Source organism: Rathayibacter sp. AY2B5, assembly GCF_002931645.1.
Taxonomy (GTDB): Bacteria; Actinomycetota; Actinomycetes; order Actinomycetales; family Microbacteriaceae; genus Rathayibacter.
In genome coordinates this window covers 28,291-44,384 of the sequence record NZ_PSUE01000015.1, presented here as the reverse complement: position 1 = coordinate 44,384, position 16,094 = coordinate 28,291, and the positions used below count along the sequence as shown (strand labels likewise).

Genomic DNA, 16,094 nt, shown 5'->3' with positions numbered 1-16,094 from the left:
GCGCCAGGGGGTTCCGCCGCGGCGACGCGGGTTGCTACGGAGTCGTCAGGGGTTCCGCCGTCGTCAGGGCGCCTCTCCGTCGGCGCGCTCCTCCGCCGAGACCGCCGTGACGACCGCGGTGAGCGTCTCGGGGTCGCTCAGGATGCGGAAGTGCCCGCCGGTCTCGATCCGGACGTTGACCGCGCCCTCGAGCATGCTGCCCTCGGGGATGTGCGGATCGAAGAGGCCGAACACGGAGGTGATCCGCGCGTTCGCTCCGGAGCGGCTCGACAGCAGCAGGGTCGTGGCGTCGCGCGGCGAGAAGGCGCGCAGGCTCCGGAGGACCAGGTAGGGCGCGTAGCGGGAGCCGCCGAACGGGGTCGCCACGGCGACCATCCGGTCGACCCGGCCGTCCGGGTCGAGCTCGGTCATCACGTACTTGCCGATCAGTCCGCCCTTGCTGTGGGCGACGATCACCACGTCGCGGAGCCCGTGCTCGGCGAGGTAGGCGGCCACGTCCTCCGCGGTCCGGGCGACCGGGCGGCCGTTCCGGCCGAGGCTCGTCAGCACGTGGAGCGGGTGCCCGCGCTCGTGCAGCGGATCGATGATCGGGCGGAGGAAGGACCAGGTCTCCCAGATCCCCGGGAGGACCACGACGGGCCGCCGGTCGCCGTCGAGGTAGTCGTCCGGGGCGCGGCGCGAGAGGACGCCGCGTACCTGCCAGGCGACGGCGTAGGCGTAGTCGCGGATCCACCAGACGGCGTCGCGGACCAGGCGTCGGAGCCGGCTCATGCGGCCGGCTCCGACCGGAGGGGGAGCGGGGCGGCGGGCCTCTCGCCGAGCGCAGCGGCGAAGCGGAGGATCTCGCGGGCGAGCGCTCCGGGCTCGGTGCGGGGGACGACGTGGCGCGAGCCGGCGAACTCGACGAGCCGCCCCTCGCGCGCGTGGGCCGTGAGCCGCTCGCACCAGTCACGGGTGGCGATCGGATCGTCGCGGCCGCGGGCGACGAGGACCGGCACCTCCAGCCGGGCGACGCGCTTCTGCACCGGATGCCTCAGCATCTCGGGCAGCTGGCGCAGGTACCAGCGCAGGCCGCCGCGCAGGTAGTCGGCCAGCAGGATCGCGTCGACGCCCACCGGCTCGCCGAGGCAGTCCCGCAGCAGCGCGAGCCCCTGGCGGACCGCTCCGGGCCGCTGCGGATCCACCACCGGCCCGATGAGCACCGCGCCGTCGACCAGGCCGGGCGCGCGCAGCCCCAGCTCGACCGCCACCTGCGACCCCATCGAGTGCCCGACGACGACCGCGCGCGAGACGCCCAGTCCGCGGAGGACCTGCTCGACCTGCCGCGCGTGGTCCTCGAGGCCGACCCTCCGCCGCGGGCGCGCGTTCGCGCCGAAGCCGGCGAGGTCGACGCCGATCACCCGGCCGTGCCGCTTCAGGCGGGCGGCGAGCGGCGAGAAGGTGTGGTGCGACATCCCAATCCCGTGGATCAGGACGAACACCGCGCCCGCCCCGGCCTGACCGGTGTCGACCGTCCGCAGCGTGACGCCCTCGACCTCGTGTCGCACGGGGAGGACGCGGCGGGGCGGTGTCGGCAGCATCGTCCCAGGCTAGGGATCGTCGGCCGGCCGCGCGGGGGGATGCGCCCGCTCCCGCCGTGGTCTAGGCCGCGTCCGCCCTGGGGAGGAGCGTTCACCCCGCCGGCGGCCGGCGGTCCCCGCCGAGCGTCCCGTCGTCCCCGCTGTCAAGCGGCTCCTCCGCGGCGGCGCCCCTGCCTAGCCTCGGAGGAGGGGGCCGGCGTGCGCCGCTCCCGGAGGGATGACGCCATGCGGATCGCGATCGTCGGGGCGACCGGCAACCTGGGGACGGCGCTGCTGCGGCGCCTGCACGGCGAGGCCGGGGTGGAGGAGATCGTGGGCATCGCCCGCCGGGCCCCTCGGCTCCGCTCGGAGGAGTACCGCGACGTGCGCTGGGTCGAGATCGACCTCGCGTCGAGCGTCGCCCCGCGGCGGCTCCGCGAGGCCTTCGCCGGCGTCGACGCCGTCGTCCACCTCGCCTGGGCGCTGCAGCCCAGCCACGACGAGCCGTTCCAGCGGCTGGTCGACGTCGGAGGCACTGCGGCCGTGCTCGAGGCGGTCGCCGCCGCGGGAGTCGGCCAGGTCGCCGTCGCCTCGTCCGTGGGCGCCTACAGCGCCGCGCCGAAGTCGATCCGGGTGACCGAGGACTGGCCCACGGGCGGCCTGCACACCTCGACCTACAGCCGCCACAAGGCCGCGAACGAGCGGCAGCTCGACGCCTTCGAGGAGCGGCACCCCGAGATCGTCGTCACACGCCTGCGCCCGGGGCTCGTCTTCCAGCGCGGAGCGGCGACCGAGATCGCCGGGCTCTTCGCCGGTCCCCACTACCCGACGCGGTGGCTGAAGGCGGTCCGGATCCCGGTCCTGCCGCTGCCGCGGAGCATCGTCTTCCAGGGCGTGCACGCCGACGACGTGGCCGACGCCTTCTGGCGCGCGCTCGACCGGCGCGCCGGCGGGGCCTTCAACATCGCGGCCGAGCCGGTCCTCACTCCGGAGCGGCTGGCGCACGCCTTCGGCGCCCGCCTGGTCACGGTGCCGTTCGGGCTGCTCCGCTCCGTCGTCACCGCGACCTGGCACCTGCGCCTGCAGCGCACCGACGCGGGCTGGCTCGACATCGCGGGCAACGTCCCGGTGATGTCGACCGAGCGCGCCCGCGCCGAGCTCGGCTGGGCGCCGACCCGCACGGCGGAGGAGGCGCTCGCCGAGCTCGTGGTCGGCCTGGCCGACCGCTCGACCGTCCCGGGCTCGCCCCCGCTCCGGGGCTGATCCGGCCGGGAGCCGATCAGAGGCGAGCCCTCGCGGTCAGTCGGCGACGCGGATGAGCACCTTTCCCGTCGCGCCCTGCTCGACCGCGTCGTGGGCGGCCGCGGTCTCCTCGAGCGGGAACCAGGTCAGCGGGAGGCCCGCCTCCTCGCCCACCGGGAGCGCGCCGTCGGCGAGCGCCGCGGTGATGTCCTCGGCCGCGGCCTGCAGCGCCTCCTCGCCCACCGTGTAGAGCAGCAGGCCCTGCCACCGGGCGTTCTTCGCGAAGCTCGCGACGATCGGCACGGTGAACTCGTCGCCGTTGTTGTTCGCGTAGTACCCGATGCTGCCGTGGTTGGCGAGCACCTCGACGTCGAGCGCGGCGTTCTGAGCCGGTGCGACCTCGACCACGTGCTGGACGCCCTCGGGGGCGAGCCCGCGGATCCGGTCGGCGAGCGCGTCGTCCGGGTACTGCAGCACGTGCTGCGCGCCGGCCGCACGGGCGAGCCGCTCCTTGGAGTCGCTGCTCACCGTCGCGATGACGGTCGCCCCGGCCCAGACCGCGAGCTGGATGGCGGCGTGCCCGACGGCTCCGGCGCCGCCCTGGACCAGGACGGTGCGGCCGGCGAGGGCGCCGGGCGCGAGGCGGGAGGGGCCGTGCTCGTGCACGGTGAGGGCGCGGTGGGCGGTCATCGCGGGGACGCCGAGGCTCGCGGCGACGTCGGTGCCGACGCCCTCGGGCAGGCGCACGACGTGCTCGGCGGCGAGCACCGCCGACTCCTGCGCGGTGCCGGTGGGGCGGCGGTGCGCGGAGAGGTACATCCAGACCCGGTCGCCGACGGCCAGGCCCTCGACGCCCTCGCCGACCGCCTCGACGACACCGGCGCCGTCCTGGTTCGGCACGACCTCGTCGAACGCGAGGTCGCCGTCTGCGCGCGCCTTCCAGTCGGTCGGATTCACGCCCGACGCCAGGACGCGGACGCGGACCTCGCCGGAGCCCGGAGCCCGCTCCTCCCGGTCGACGAGGGAGAGGACGGAGGAGTCACCGGTGCGGGAGTAGACGATCGATCGCATACGGAGGGCAAGGAGCGCGGGCGGCGGTGTATTCCCGGCGGCACGACGAAGGGCGGCGGGCCCGGAGGCCCACCGCCCTGTCAGCGCCGACGGATCAGTGCTGCACGTCCTCCTGGACGGCGTGCTTGGCCTCGCGGGCCGAGTCCTTCACGTCGTCGGTGGCGGAGGTGCCCGCCTCCTTGACGTTCTGCGCGGCGTCGGTCGCGGTCTCCTTGACGGAGGCGAACGCCTGCTGCGCGGGCTCGCGGAGCTCGCTCGCAGCCTCCTTGGCCGCGTCGGTCACCTTGTCGACGACCGGCTGGGCCTGCTCCTTGACGCGGCTCGCCGCCTCCTTCTCCTTGCTGGAGGCGGGGATGAGCGAGGCGACGAGGAGTCCGGCGCCGAGGGCGATGAGCCCCACGGCGAACGGGTTGCCCTCGGCCTTGGCCTTCGCCGAGCCCGCACCGCTCGAGAGTGAGTCGGAGGCGTCGTGCGCCGAGCCCATCACGCGGTCGCGGACGGAGCCCACGGCCGACTTGACCTTGTCGGTCTGACGCTGCGCGATGGCGGACGGGCTGACCTTCTCGGCCAGCGCGTCGACGTCCCCGCCCAGCTCGAGGCGCGTGCGCTCGATGTCCGCCCGGATCTCCTCGGGTGTCTTGTTCTGTCCTGCGTCGTACGTCATCGTCCTGCCCCGTTCGGCTTGAGGGTGTCGGGAATCTTCTTGAGGGAGTCGACCGTCTCGGGAGCGCCGTCGACCTGCTTCAGGCTCTTGCGGCCCACCGCGTAGAGGATCGCGGCCACGATCGCCCAGATGACGGCCACGACCACTCCGGACCAGCCGTTGCCGATCAGAGTGCCCAGGCCCCACCAGAGGGCGATCGAGAGGAAGAGCACGGCCATCAGCGCGGCGTAGCCCGCCCCGCCGAGGAGGCCCGCTCCCTTGCCCGCCTTGCCGGCGGACTCCTTGAGCTCGGCCTTGGCGAGGGCCATCTCCTGGCGGATCAGCGTGGAGAGGTCGCGCGAGACCTCGCCGAGCAGATCGCCCAGCGACGTCGACCCGGCCCGCTGGTCGGGCGTCTCCGTCGAGCGGTGGACGCCCGTCGGGTCGGTCACAGCCGGCCGCCGTTCGGGAAGCCGCCGTCGAGCGGGTCGGCGACGGGCTCGGTCGGCGCGTAGTCGCGCTCGAGGGAGCTCGAGCCGACGGTGCCGTAGGCGGACGCGACGGGCGCGTCGTACGCGGAGGCGTCGGAGTGCGCGGTGGTCGAGGCGGGGGCGTCGAACTCGGGTCCGTCGGTGCGGGTGCTCGTCGCCTCCTTCTCGTCCTTCGCCTCGGCGGTCAGGGCGCGGATGAGGCGCCCGCCGACGAGTCCCGTCGCCGCGGCGATGAGGATGAAGGCACCCGGGCGGCGGCGGGCGAACGCGCGGACGTCGTCGAGGAGCTCGGACGGGTCGCGGTTCTCGAGCCACGAGGCCACACCCTGCACGCGGGTGGCCGCCTGGGAGACGAGCTTCGCCGCGGCGTTGTCGCTGCCGCCCTCGCCGTTGGCCAGCGCGGTCAGGTCGTCGCTGAAGGCGCGGGCGCCCTTGGCGGCGTTCTCCTTCTGGGCGTGGGCCTGCTCGGTGAGCTGGGTGCGGCTCTGGTCGTAGAGGTCCTTGACCTGGACCTTGGCCTCCTGGACCACGTTGGCGGCCTCGTCCTTGCCGGTCGACAGCACTTCGCTCGCGGCCTGCTTGGCGTCGCCGGCGACGGCGCCGGCCTGGTCCTTGGCGGTGCCCGCGGCGGCGCTCGCCTTCTCCTTCGCGGAGTCGGCCGTGCCGCCCGAGGAGGAGCCGGAGGAGGTGTCCGTGGAGGCGACGTGCGCCCCGCTGTCGATGGGGGTCTCGGTCGCGCCGAAGTTCGCGGCGCCGTCTCCGAACGGAGGTGAAGCGGGATCGATGTTCGACATCGTCTGTCCCTTCCAGGATCGAGTGGGGAATGAATGCGTGCCGGCGTCGCCAGTCTGTTCGGGCCCTCGAGTACCGGGAAGGGCATAGCGGCTGACCCCCCGATGGGGCTACCATCCCGCGCCCACGAGGGCGGGTCCCGAGGGCCCGTGGATCGACTGCTCCGCCGCCGCGTCAAGCCCCTTCTGACCCGCGAACAGGGCTCCCTACCGTCGAGAGGACAGACATCGGACGTCCGCACCCGGATCCGCCCGGCTACCCCGGAAAGGCAACCAGTCATGTTCTTCCACCGTCAGGAACTCCAGTTCACGTCAACGCCCTCGAAGCCCGACGCGGTCTTCGCCCGCCGCTTCCAGGAGGTGCTCGGCGGCCAGTACGGCGAGATCACCGTGGCGATGCAGTACGGCTTCCAGGCCTGGAACGCCCACGACCCGGGCAAGTACCGGGACCTGCTCTTCGGCATCGGCGCCGAGGAGTTCGGCCACGTCGAGATGATCGCCGTGATGATCGCCCAGCTGCTCGAGAAGGCCCCGGTCGAGCAGTCCGAGGACGCGATGAAGAAGGACCCCGTGCTCGCGGCGGTCATCGGCGGCTCCGACGTGCAGCACGCCATCGTGGCGGGCGCCGGCGCGCGCCCCGTCGACAGCATGGGCAACCCATGGCAGGGCTCCTACATCACCGCCAGCGGCAACCTGCTGGCCGACTTCACCGCCAACGCGAACGCGGAGATGCAGGGCCGGCTCCAGGTCGCCCGGCTCTACCACATGACCGACGACCACGGCGTGCGCGACCTCCTGTCGTTCCTCCTGGCCCGCGACACCATGCACCAGAACCAGTGGATCGCGGCGGCCGCCGAGCTGCGCGCGGAGGGCCGGGAGGACCTGCCCGTGCCCTCGAACTTCCCGATCTCGAAGGAGGAGCGCTCCGTGTCGTACGAGTACATCAACTTCTCGGACGGAGCAGCGGCCTCCGAGGGCAGCTGGGCCTCGGGCCCGACCCCGGACGGCAAGGGAGAGTTCAGCTACCGCGTCGCGGAGCCCGGCGGCAACGTCCCGATGCCCCCGCCCACGCAGCCGGACGAGCGCCTCTACGGCACCGACCCGAAGCCGAACATCGTCGAGAAGGCAGTGGGGGCCGTCAAGGACGCGGTGACGGGCAAGTGAGCGCCGCACGGGTCCTCGGGGCGCTCGGCGCCTCCGCCCTGACGATCGGCCTGCTGGCCGGCTGCACCGGCGACGCCCAGACGCCGTACCAGTCGGGGAGCGCGGTGCCCACCAGCGCCGACGACGGATCGTCGCAGACGCCCACTAACGCGCCCTCGCAGTCCGCTCCGTCCGAGTCCGCCACCCCGGCGACCTGATCCCGCGCCCTCGGCCGGCCGGCCCCGGTCGAGGGCGCGAATCATCGCAGTCCAGCGGGCACCCGGGCAAGCCCCTTCCCGCTCCCAGGAAGCGGGCAGTTCCCGGTCCTACGGTCGTGCCAACGATCAGCGAAGGAGGCACCACCATGGGGCTCGATGACAAGATCAAGAACGCCGCTCAGGACATCGCCGGCAAAGCGAAGGAAGCCCTGGGCGACCACAAGAACGACGACAGCCTGAAGGCCGAAGGCCAGAAGGACCAGGCCGCGGCCTCGGCCAAGAAGGCCGGCGAGGACGTCAAGGACGTCTTCAAGTAGGTCTCGGCAATACCGCGAAGGCGGCGCTCCCCTCGGGGGGCGCCGCCTTCGCTGTTCCCCGGCTAGGGGTGCAGGACGACCTTGATGCAGCCGTCCTCCTTCTTCTGGAAGGTCTCGTAGAGGGCCGGAGCGTCCTCGAGCGGCGCCCGGTGGGTCACGAGGTCCATCACGCCGAGCGGATCGGAGGAGTCCTCCACCAGCGGCAGCAGGTCGTCGATCCAGCGCTTCACGTTGCACTGGCCCATCCGCACCGTCACCTGCTTGTCGAACATCGACTTCAGCGGCATCGGGTCGGCCTCTCCGCCGTAGACCCCGCTCAGCGAGACGGTGCCGCCGCGGCGGACCAGGTCGAGGGACGCGTGGACCGCGGCGAGGCGGTCGACGCCGACCGTGTCCATCGCCTTGCGGGCGATCGGGTCGGGCAGGAGCCCCGCCATCGACTGAGCGAACGAGCCGACCGGCGAGCCGTGCGCCTCCATGCCGACCGCGTCGACGACGGAGTCGGGGCCGCGCCCGTCCGTGAGGTCGCGCAGCTGCGCGGCGATGTCGTCGGACAGGTCGAACGTCTCCACGCCGTACCGCTCGGCCATCGCGCGCCGCTCGGCGACGGGCTCCACGGCGAGGACGCGGTAGCCGCGGTGGGCGCCGATCCGCGCCGCGAACTGGCCGACCGGGCCGAGTCCGAAGACGACCAGGGTCCCGCCGTCGGGCACCTGCGCGTACTCCACGCCCTGCCACGCGGTGGGCACGATGTCGCTGAGGAAGAGGTAGCGCTCGTCCGGCAGGTCCGTGCCGACGACGATCGTGTTGTAGTCGGCCAGCGGCACGCGGAGCAGCTCGGCATGCCCTCCGGGGACCTGGCCGTACATCTTCGTGTAGCCGAAGAGCGCCGCCCCCGAGCCGTACTCGGTGACCTGCGTCGTCTCGCACTGCGACTGCAGCCCTCGGCGGCACATGAAGCACTCGCCGCAGGCGATGTTGAAGGGCACGACGACGCGGTCGCCGGGCTTCAGGGTGGTGACTCCGGAGCCCACCTCCTCGACGACGCCCATCGGCTCGTGGCCGAGCACGTCCCCGCGGTCGATGTAGGGCCCGAGGAGGCGGTAGAGGTGCAGGTCGGAGCCGCAGATCGCGGTCGAGGTGATCCGGACGATCGCGTCGGTCGGCTGCTGGATGCGGGGGTCGGGGACGGTCTCGACCGAGACCTTCTCGATGCCCTGCCAGGTGAGTGCTCGCATGCTCGTGTCCGTTCTCCGGCTCGCGCCGGTCGGGGTCGGTGTCCCTCCACCGCACACCCGGAGGGCGCCGAGGGGGAGGGGCTTGACGCTCCCCGGAGCGTTCCCGAGGGGGATTCCCGGGAGAACGCACGGACGTGCATCCCGCGTTCACCCGACTCACGGCGGCCGAGTGGTGGGATGGGGGGATGGATGCTCTCTACACCGCCATCGCCCACGCCTCCGGTGGAGGACGCGACGGCCACGTCCGCACCGAGGACGACCGTCTCGACCTCGACACCCGCGCCCCGCAGGAGCTCGGCGGCTCCGGCGAGGGGACCAACCCCGAGCAGCTGTTCGCGGCCGGCTACTCCGCCTGCTTCCTCAGCGCCCTGCACGGAGCCGGTCGCCAGCTGAAGATCGACACGACCGACGCGGCCGTCTCGGCCAGCGTCTCGATCGGGAAGAACGACTCCGACGGCTTCGGCCTCTCGGTCGAGCTCGACGTCTACGTGCCGAAGGCGAGCTCCGAGGACGCGCAGAAGGTCGCCGACGCGGCGCACCAGCTCTGCCCGTACTCCAACGCCACCCGCGGCAACATCCCCGTGCAGATCAACCTGGTCGACTGACCGAGCCCTCTGGACGGCCCCTCCCGGACTCCGGGCAGGGGCCGTCGTCGTGTCCGGGGGCGGTCCGTTAGGGTCGGGGCATGACCGAGGAGCTGTCGCACGAGGAGCCGTCGCACGAGGAGTCCCTGGCGCGGGCCGAGCTCGTGCAGATCCGTCAGAGCATCGACAACATCGACGCGGCGCTGATCCACCTGCTCGCCGAGCGCTTCAAGTTCACGCAGAAGGTCGGCCGGCTGAAGGCCGCGCACGGGCTGCCCGCCGCGGACCTCGAGCGCGAGGCCCGCCAGATCGCGCGGCTGCGGGCGCTCGCCGAGGAGTCGCACCTCGACCCGGCGTTCGCCGAGAAGTTCCTCGGGTTCATCGTCGCCGAGGTCATCCACCACCACCAGCGCATCGCCGACGGCGCCGAGGACTGAGGCTCAGCCCTCGATCCGCAGCAGCCCCGCCGTGCGCTCGCGCAGCACGCCGAGCAGCAGCGGGTAGTCGGGGAAGAGCTGGTCGCGCCGCAGCGTCGGCACCCGCAGCCCGAGGGGGACCTCCGTGATGCGGCCGTTCGTCTCGGTGAGGGTCAGGCGGAGGCTATGGCTCCCCGTCGGGCTCGAGGCGACGACCGAGCGCAGAGCCTCGAGCGGGAAGATCAGCCCGTCGATCTGGATGGCCGACTCCGACACCACGATCGAGCCCGGCAGTCCGGGCCGCAGCGCCAGCCGCGCGGCGACCAGCCCGAGCGGGAGGGAGAGCGCCACGACGACCGCCCCCAGCGCGATCTGCGCGCGGTCGCCCGACGGGGATCCCGCGAGGGCGACGGCCAGGACGCCGGCGGCGAACGCCTCCGTGGCGACGACGACCAGGGCGACCGCCCGGCGCTGGAGCGGAGCGCGGTGCGGCCGGAAGCGGACGGCCGAGGCGGGCCCGGCCAGAGCGGGCGGCAGGGCGTCGCGGACGCGGGCGGCGGCGCCGAGGTCGGCGAGCAGGGCGGCGAGGTCCTCCGGGCGGAAGTGGCCGCAGCGCACCTCGACTCCGTCGCCGCGGCACCAGGCGACGAAGCCGTCGCCGTCGGCGGACTCGAGGAAGCGGACCGACCGGCGGGGCCACTGCTCGCGGCGGCGGCGGCCGCGCATCAGCACGACCTGCGTCTCGGTCGTCATCACGCGGGTGGGGGAGACGACGAAGAGCGAGACCGCCGAGGCCAGTCCGATGACGACGGTGAGGGCGAGGAGCCCGAGCGCGAGCACCGACTCGTCGAGGACCCCGCGGCGGTCCGCGAGGACGGCGAACGGGATGAGCACGGCCGCGAGGCCGGCGCCGAGGAGCCGCAGGAGGAGGGCGCGGAGGCGCCGCAGGACCGATGGGCCGTACACCCGTCGCGTCCGGATCGCCATCGGTTCCGACTCCATCGCGTCAGGCTAGCCCCGGCCGGGGCCGGTCGCCCGGAGAGGCGCGGCGGTGGCGCGATCCTCGCGCCACCCGTCCCCGGTTCGGGGGAGGAGTGGCGCGAGGCGCGGCCTACGCCTCCGCGGTGCGGTGCAGGGCGCGGACCGAGACGACCCGGCGACGGGCGATCGCGGCGACGGTGAGCAGCAGGCCGAACAGCAGCCAGATCACCAGGCCGACGACGGCGCCGGCCGTGCCGTCGGTGCCCTCGACCACTCCGGACAGCGCGTTCTGCGCCGCCGACAGCGGCAGGAACCCGAGCACGTCGTCGAACAGCCCGGGGACCGTCGAGATGATGCCCGCGCCGAGCGCGATCACCGCCGCGACCATCGCGAGGAAGCGGCCGATCCCTCCGAGCAGGGCGACCAGCCCCTGGTTCACCGCGGCGAACGAGGCGCCGGTGAGCATCGCCAGGAGGGCGAAGCCGACCCAGCGGCCCGGCTCCAGGCCCGCGACCCCGCTCATCACGATCGCGACCGCGAGTCCCTGCACCACGCCGATCACGAGCGCCGGCACGTAGGAGGAGAGGGCGAGCGCCGCGGAGGAGCGGGTCGAGGAGAGTGCACGGTGCGAGAACGCCGCGAGCACCAGGAACGTCGCGAGGGCGCCCAGCCAGAGGGCGATCGTCGCGAAGAACGGGACGCTGGAGGCTCCGAACAGGTCGGTCGCGCTGCTCGCGTTCTCGACCGGGTCCGAGACGACGTCGGCGAGGTTCGTCGACTCCGACTCGGTGTAGGTCGGGAGCTGCGCGACCGCGGCGTCGAGGCCGGTCGCGAGCGTGCGGGTGCCGTCGGCGAGCTGCACGGCGCCGTCCGAGACCCCGCTCGCGCCGTCGGCGAGCTGGTCGGCGCCGTCGGCGGCGGAGGAGGCTCCCGCGGCGAGGTCGGCGGCGCCGCCCGCGGCGGTGGTCGCGCCGGTCGCGAGGTCGCGGGCGCCGGCCGCGGCGGTGGTGGCGCCGGTCGCGAGCTGCGCCGACCCGGCCGCCGTGGTGTCGAGGCCGTCGGCGAGCTGGGACGCTCCACCCGCGGCGTCGTCCGCGCCGTCGGCGAGCTGCGTCAGGCCGCCGGACAGCTGTCCGATGCCCCCCGAGAGAGTGCGCGCGCCGGTGGCGGACTGCCCGACCGCGTCGATCAGCGAGGGCTGCCCGTCGCCGCCGAGGCGGATGCCCGCGTCGATCCCGGCGACGGCTCCCGCGGTCGTCGTGGCGAGGGTGGTCGCGCCGGTGGGTCCGTCCGCCGAGGCGATGACGGCGCGCGCGGCGAGGCACTGCGTCGTCTCGCAGCCCTCGAGCGCGGCGCTGAGCGTCTCGAAGGTCCCCGCGGTGGCGGCGGCGGCGCCGGCGCTGAGGGCGGCGACCTGCTGGGTCCCGTCGCCGGTCCTCACCACTCCCTCCCTCAGCTGGTCGAGCCCGTCGGCCAGGTCGGAGGCGCCGCCCTGCAGCGCGGTCGCCCCGGTCGCCGAGTCGCGGGCGCCCGTCGCGAGCTGTCCCACTCCGCCGGAGAGGCCGCGCGCACCGGTGGCCAGCTGCGCGACCCCGCCGGAGAGGTCGGAGGCTCCGGTGCCCAGCTGTCCCACGCCGTCGGCGAGGGACGAGGCTCCGGTGCCGATCTGCCCGACGCCGTCGGAGAGCGAGGAGGCGCCGCTGGCGAGCTCGTCGATCCCGTCGGCGAGGCTGCTGGTGCCGTCGGCGAGGGTGGAGGCGCCGGTGCCGAGCTGGTCGGCGCCGTCGGCGAGCGTGCCCGCGCCCTTGGCCGCCTGGCCGATCTGCTCGTTGAGGGTGTTGAAGCCGACGTAGACGTTCTCGAGGTAGGCCGTGGTCAGCTGCGTGTTGAGCAGCGAGGTGGCGGTGCTGGTCACCGTGGCCGAGATGGCGTCGTCGACGAGCTTGGCCTTCTCGCTGGTGGCGATGTCGATGGTCGCCTTCGTCGCCTCCGCGGCGTCGCCCGAGTACGAGGTGGCGGCGGCGGAGAAGGAGGAGGGGATCGTCACGACGGTCGCGTAGCTGCCGTCGGCGAGGCCCTTCGCGGCGTCGTCCTTGTCCGTGAGGACCCAGGTGAAGTTGCCCGTCGAGTCCGAGCCGGAGACGTTGGGCACCGGGGTCGTGCTCGCGGACGGCGTCGCGCTCGCCGAGGGGGTGGAGGAGGGGGCGTCCGAGCTCGCGGAGTCGGTGCCGCCCGTCACCAGGCCGGCCGCGAGCTGGCGCCCGAGCGGCACGGTCTGCCCGTTGATCTCGACCGGGGTGTCCTCGTTGACCACGGCGGCCGTGATCGTGTCGAGTCGCTCGGTCGGGTTCCACAGCGCCCACACCAGGAGGCCGCCGATGACGAGGGGGACCAGGACGATCCCGAGAAGGGTCAGCCAGGACACCTTCTTGACGCCGCGGGGGCGTTCGAGGGAGAGGAGAGCCATCTGTCAGAGGACCTTTGCGATCGCGCGGCGCTCGGCCGCGGGCGAGACCGCGAGCACGCCGCGGTCGGAGGGGAGGAGGTCGTCGAGCGCCTCGGCGTCGACGGAGGAGGCGACCACGGTGAACGCGTCGTCGGCGGCGCGGGCGGCGTCGAGCTCGGCCCGGATCGCGCCGCGCAGCTGCGGGTCGGTGACCGTGTCGAGGTCGTCGAGCACCAGGATCGGCGGGGCCGACTCCAGGGCCGACCGGACGTCGGCGACGGGGTCGGCGGCTCCGGCGAGGCGCACCAGCCCGACCCGGCCGCGCACGGCGGCGGAGCGGATCGGCACGACCAGGCCCGCGACCTTCAGGCGCCCGGAGTCGGGGGCGAGCCGGCCGGCGATGCTCAGCAGCAGCGCGGTGCGGCCGGAGCGGTGCGGCCCGTGGACCACGAGGGAGGAGCCGGGCGCGACCCGCAGCGAGACGCCGCTGTAGACGGGACCGTCGGGTCCGTCGAGGCGGAGGTCCTCGGCCGCTATCACGTCCGTGGATCCGGGCTCCGGCCAGTCGGCCAGCGCGAGCTCCTTCGTGAGGCCCTCGCCCTCGACGTCGAAGGACGGCAGGACGCGGTCGAGCCAGCGCGGCATGTGCCAGGCGCGGTCGCCGAGCAGGTGCAGCACGGCGGGCACCAGCGTCATCCGCACGATGAACGCGTCGACGAAGACGCCCACGGCGAGCCCGAGCGCGATCGGCTTGATGTTGGTGTCCCCCTCCGGCACGAAGGCGGCGAAGACCGAGAACATGATGACCGCGGCGGCCGTGACCACCTTGGCCGAGCCGACGAAGCCCGACTCGACGGCGGCGCGCGCCGGCCTCCCGTGCACGTAGTCCTCGCGCATCCGCGAGACCAGGAACACCTCGTAGTCCATCGCGAGGCCGAAGAGCACGCCCATCAGGATGATCGGCATGAAGCTGATGATCGGGCCCGTCTTGTCGACGTGCAGAGCGTCCGAGAACCATCCCCACTCGAACACCGCCGCCACGGCGCCGAAGGACGCGCCGACCGACAGCAGGTAGCCCAGCGTCGCCTTGATCGGCACCCAGAGCGAGCGGAACACCATCGTCAGCAGCACCAGCGACAGGCCCACGACGAGCAGGCCGAACGGCAGGAGGGCCTTGGCGAGCGTGTCCGAGATGTCGATCCCGACCGCGGTCTGGCCGGTCACCGCGAGGTCGACGCCGTACTCCTGCTGGAAGTAGTCGTGCTTGTCGCGGATCTCGGCGACCAGGGCCTTGGTGGCCTCGGAGTCGGGGCCGCCCTCGGGGATCACCTGGATGATGCCGGTGTCGGCGGTCTCGTTGGGCGTCGCGAGCGGCACCGAGGCGACTCCGTCGAGCTTCTCGATCTCGCCCTTGAGGTCGTCCATCAGGCCGAGCGGATCGGTCGAGCCGATGATCGTGCCGGTGACGATGAGCGGGCCGTTGTAGCCGGCGCCGAAGTTCTCGGCGAGCAGGTCGTAGGTGGTGCGCGCGGGAGTGCCCTCGGCCTGGTAGCCGGCGTCCGGCAGAGCGAGGCGGAGGCTGAGCGCCGGGATGCTCGCGACGCCGAGCACGCCGATCACCGCGATGATCGTCACGATCGGGAAGCGCGTGACGACCCGGACCCAGCCGCGGAAGAACCCGCGCGGGACCTCGGCGTGCACGTGCCCGCCGGGGGAGGCGGTCGCCGCCTCCTCGTGCGCCTCGGTGTCGACGTGGGTGCCCGCGGCGGCGGCGGCCTTCGCGGCCTTCTTCTTCGCGCGGCGCTCCTTCGGGCGCAGCCGCGCGCCGGCGAAGCCGAGGAGGGCGGGGGTCAGGGTGAGCGCGATGACCACGGCGATCGCGACTCCGCCCGCCGCTGCGACGCCCATCGTGGTGAGGAACGGGATGCCCGCGACCGAGAGGCCGACGAGCGCGATGATCACGGTCAGGCCCGCGAAGACGACGGCGGAGCCCGCGGTCGCGGTCGCCCGCGCGGTCGACTCCTCCGGGTCCATGCCCTGCTTCAGCTGGTCCTGGTGGCGGCTGATGATGAAGAGGGCGTAGTCGATGCCGACCGCCAGGCCCAGCATCAGCGCCAGGAGCGGCGTGGTCGAGGAGATCGAGGCGAAGCGGGTGGCGATGAAGATGGCCGACATCGAGAGGGCGACGCCGAGCAGCGCGGTGACCAGCGGCATGCCGGCGGCCAGGAACGAGCCGAAGGTGAGCACGAGGACGACGAGGGCGACCACGAGGCCGATCGCCTCCGTGATGGTCACGCCGGGGAGGTTCTGGGCGAAGAGGTCGCCGCCGAGCGAGACCACGGAGCCGGCGGGCAGCGCGTCCTGGAGGGTCGTCGCCTCGGCCTTCAGTGCGTCGCGGCTCTCGGGGCTCGTGGTGGTGGCGGAGCCGTCCATCTGCGCGGTGATGACGAGGGCGTTCCCGGCGTCGGAGATCGTGCCGGACACGCTGTCGGAGTAGGGGTCCGTGACGGCCGCGACCTCGTCGACGTCGCCGAGCGCGGCGACCGCGTCACTGACGGGGCCCTTCACGTCGGCGTCCTGGACGCTGCCCCCGTCGGGCGCGACGACCACGTACCGCGCGGACGTGCCGCTGACCTGGGGGAAGGTGCGCTCGAGCTGGTCGAGGGCGGTCTGCGACTGCGTGCCCGGGATGGAGAACGTGTTGTCGGTGCCCTGGTTGAGCAGCAGCGCTCCTCCTCCGCCCGCCACCACGATCAGCAGCCACAGGACGGCGACGAGGCGGTGGGCGCGGTACACGCGACGACCGAGACGGTAGAGCAGCGACGACACGCGGTCTCCTGACGATGGGTGGGGAGGATGGCGATACGTCTCTGTACCAGGGCGGAGCCGGGCTCCGATACACGAGCGTATCCGATACAGGACCGTATTCGATACGTGAATGTATCGGATAAGGT

Annotated in this window: 16 protein-coding genes; 6 read left to right on the top strand and 10 right to left on the bottom strand. The window is 73.5% G+C overall.

Features of this window, described 5'->3' with window-relative positions; all coding sequences use genetic code 11:
* Positions 1-63 precede the first annotated feature (63 nt).
* The gene (locus C5C30_RS10830) at positions 64-771 is read right to left on the bottom strand and encodes a triacylglycerol lipase (RefSeq protein ID WP_104239324.1); all 708 of its coding nucleotides are present in this window, start codon (positions 769-771) and stop codon (positions 64-66) included.
* Complete coding sequence (locus C5C30_RS10825) at positions 768-1,580, bottom strand: alpha/beta fold hydrolase (protein ID WP_104333708.1); 813 nt, start codon at positions 1,578-1,580, stop codon at positions 768-770. The genes C5C30_RS10830 and C5C30_RS10825 overlap by 4 nt, the downstream gene beginning before the upstream one ends.
* Before the next feature lie 225 nt (positions 1,581-1,805).
* Between C5C30_RS10825 and C5C30_RS10820 the strand changes: the two genes are divergently transcribed.
* Positions 1,806-2,822, top strand: coding sequence for an NAD-dependent epimerase/dehydratase family protein (locus C5C30_RS10820; protein WP_104262627.1), 1,017 nt, complete (start codon positions 1,806-1,808; stop codon positions 2,820-2,822).
* 36 nt (positions 2,823-2,858) lie between these two features.
* Here the strand turns inward: C5C30_RS10820 and C5C30_RS10815 are convergent, their stop codons facing one another.
* From C5C30_RS10815 to C5C30_RS18050, 4 genes are all read right to left on the bottom strand, one after another.
* Positions 2,859-3,872: an NADPH:quinone reductase gene (locus tag C5C30_RS10815; RefSeq protein WP_104333707.1), complete on the bottom strand. Its 1,014-nt coding sequence runs from the start codon at positions 3,870-3,872 to the stop codon at positions 2,859-2,861.
* Positions 3,873-3,966: 94 nt separating this feature from the next.
* Positions 3,967-4,536: a DUF3618 domain-containing protein gene (locus C5C30_RS10810; protein WP_104222768.1), complete on the bottom strand. Its 570-nt coding sequence runs from the start codon at positions 4,534-4,536 to the stop codon at positions 3,967-3,969.
* Complete coding sequence (locus tag C5C30_RS18055) at positions 4,533-4,967, bottom strand: phage holin family protein (protein WP_104222767.1); 435 nt, start codon at positions 4,965-4,967, stop codon at positions 4,533-4,535. The genes C5C30_RS10810 and C5C30_RS18055 overlap by 4 nt, the downstream gene beginning before the upstream one ends.
* Complete coding sequence (locus C5C30_RS18050; protein ID WP_104297354.1) at positions 4,964-5,800, bottom strand: hypothetical protein; 837 nt, start codon at positions 5,798-5,800, stop codon at positions 4,964-4,966. The genes C5C30_RS18055 and C5C30_RS18050 overlap by 4 nt, the downstream gene beginning before the upstream one ends.
* Before the next feature lie 276 nt (positions 5,801-6,076).
* Between C5C30_RS18050 and C5C30_RS10795 the strand changes: the two genes are divergently transcribed.
* From C5C30_RS10795 to C5C30_RS10785, 3 genes are all read left to right on the top strand, one after another.
* Entirely contained in the window at positions 6,077-6,961 is an 885-nt protein-coding gene (locus tag C5C30_RS10795; RefSeq protein WP_104222765.1) for a manganese catalase family protein, read from the top strand.
* Complete coding sequence (locus C5C30_RS10790; RefSeq protein WP_104222764.1) at positions 6,958-7,158, top strand: hypothetical protein; 201 nt, start codon at positions 6,958-6,960, stop codon at positions 7,156-7,158. Before C5C30_RS10795 ends, C5C30_RS10790 begins: the two co-directional genes overlap by 4 nt.
* Before the next feature lie 146 nt (positions 7,159-7,304).
* Positions 7,305-7,475, top strand: a complete 171-nt coding sequence (locus C5C30_RS10785) for a CsbD family protein (RefSeq protein WP_104222763.1) — start codon at positions 7,305-7,307, stop codon at positions 7,473-7,475.
* Positions 7,476-7,537: 62 nt separating this feature from the next.
* Here C5C30_RS10785 and C5C30_RS10780 read toward each other — a convergent pair whose 3' ends face one another.
* Positions 7,538-8,713, bottom strand: coding sequence for a zinc-dependent alcohol dehydrogenase (locus C5C30_RS10780; protein WP_104333706.1), 1,176 nt, complete (start codon positions 8,711-8,713; stop codon positions 7,538-7,540).
* Between the two features lie 185 nt (positions 8,714-8,898).
* On the opposite strand from C5C30_RS10780, the gene C5C30_RS10775 reads away from it, so the two are divergent.
* Both C5C30_RS10775 and C5C30_RS10770 read left to right on the top strand, forming a co-directional pair.
* Entirely contained in the window at positions 8,899-9,318 is a 420-nt protein-coding gene (locus tag C5C30_RS10775) for an organic hydroperoxide resistance protein (protein WP_104222761.1), read from the top strand.
* Between the two features lie 80 nt (positions 9,319-9,398).
* Positions 9,399-9,734, top strand: coding sequence for a chorismate mutase (locus tag C5C30_RS10770; RefSeq protein ID WP_104222760.1), 336 nt, complete (start codon positions 9,399-9,401; stop codon positions 9,732-9,734).
* 3 nt (positions 9,735-9,737) lie between these two features.
* Here C5C30_RS10770 and C5C30_RS10765 read toward each other — a convergent pair whose 3' ends face one another.
* The 3 genes from C5C30_RS10765 to C5C30_RS10755 all read right to left on the bottom strand — a co-directional run bounded on the left by C5C30_RS10765 (position 9,738) and on the right by C5C30_RS10755 (position 15,969).
* The gene (locus C5C30_RS10765) at positions 9,738-10,715 is read right to left on the bottom strand and encodes a hypothetical protein (RefSeq protein WP_146081513.1); all 978 of its coding nucleotides are present in this window, start codon (positions 10,713-10,715) and stop codon (positions 9,738-9,740) included.
* Positions 10,716-10,824: 109 nt separating this feature from the next.
* Positions 10,825-13,161 carry a YhgE/Pip domain-containing protein gene (locus tag C5C30_RS10760; protein ID WP_104333704.1) on the bottom strand — a complete coding sequence of 779 codons (2,337 nt, stop codon included), beginning with the start codon at positions 13,159-13,161 and terminating at the stop codon, positions 10,825-10,827.
* Positions 13,162-13,164: 3 nt separating this feature from the next.
* Entirely contained in the window at positions 13,165-15,969 is a 2,805-nt protein-coding gene (locus C5C30_RS10755; protein WP_104222757.1) for an MMPL family transporter, read from the bottom strand.
* Between the last annotated feature and the right edge of the window lie 125 nt (positions 15,970-16,094).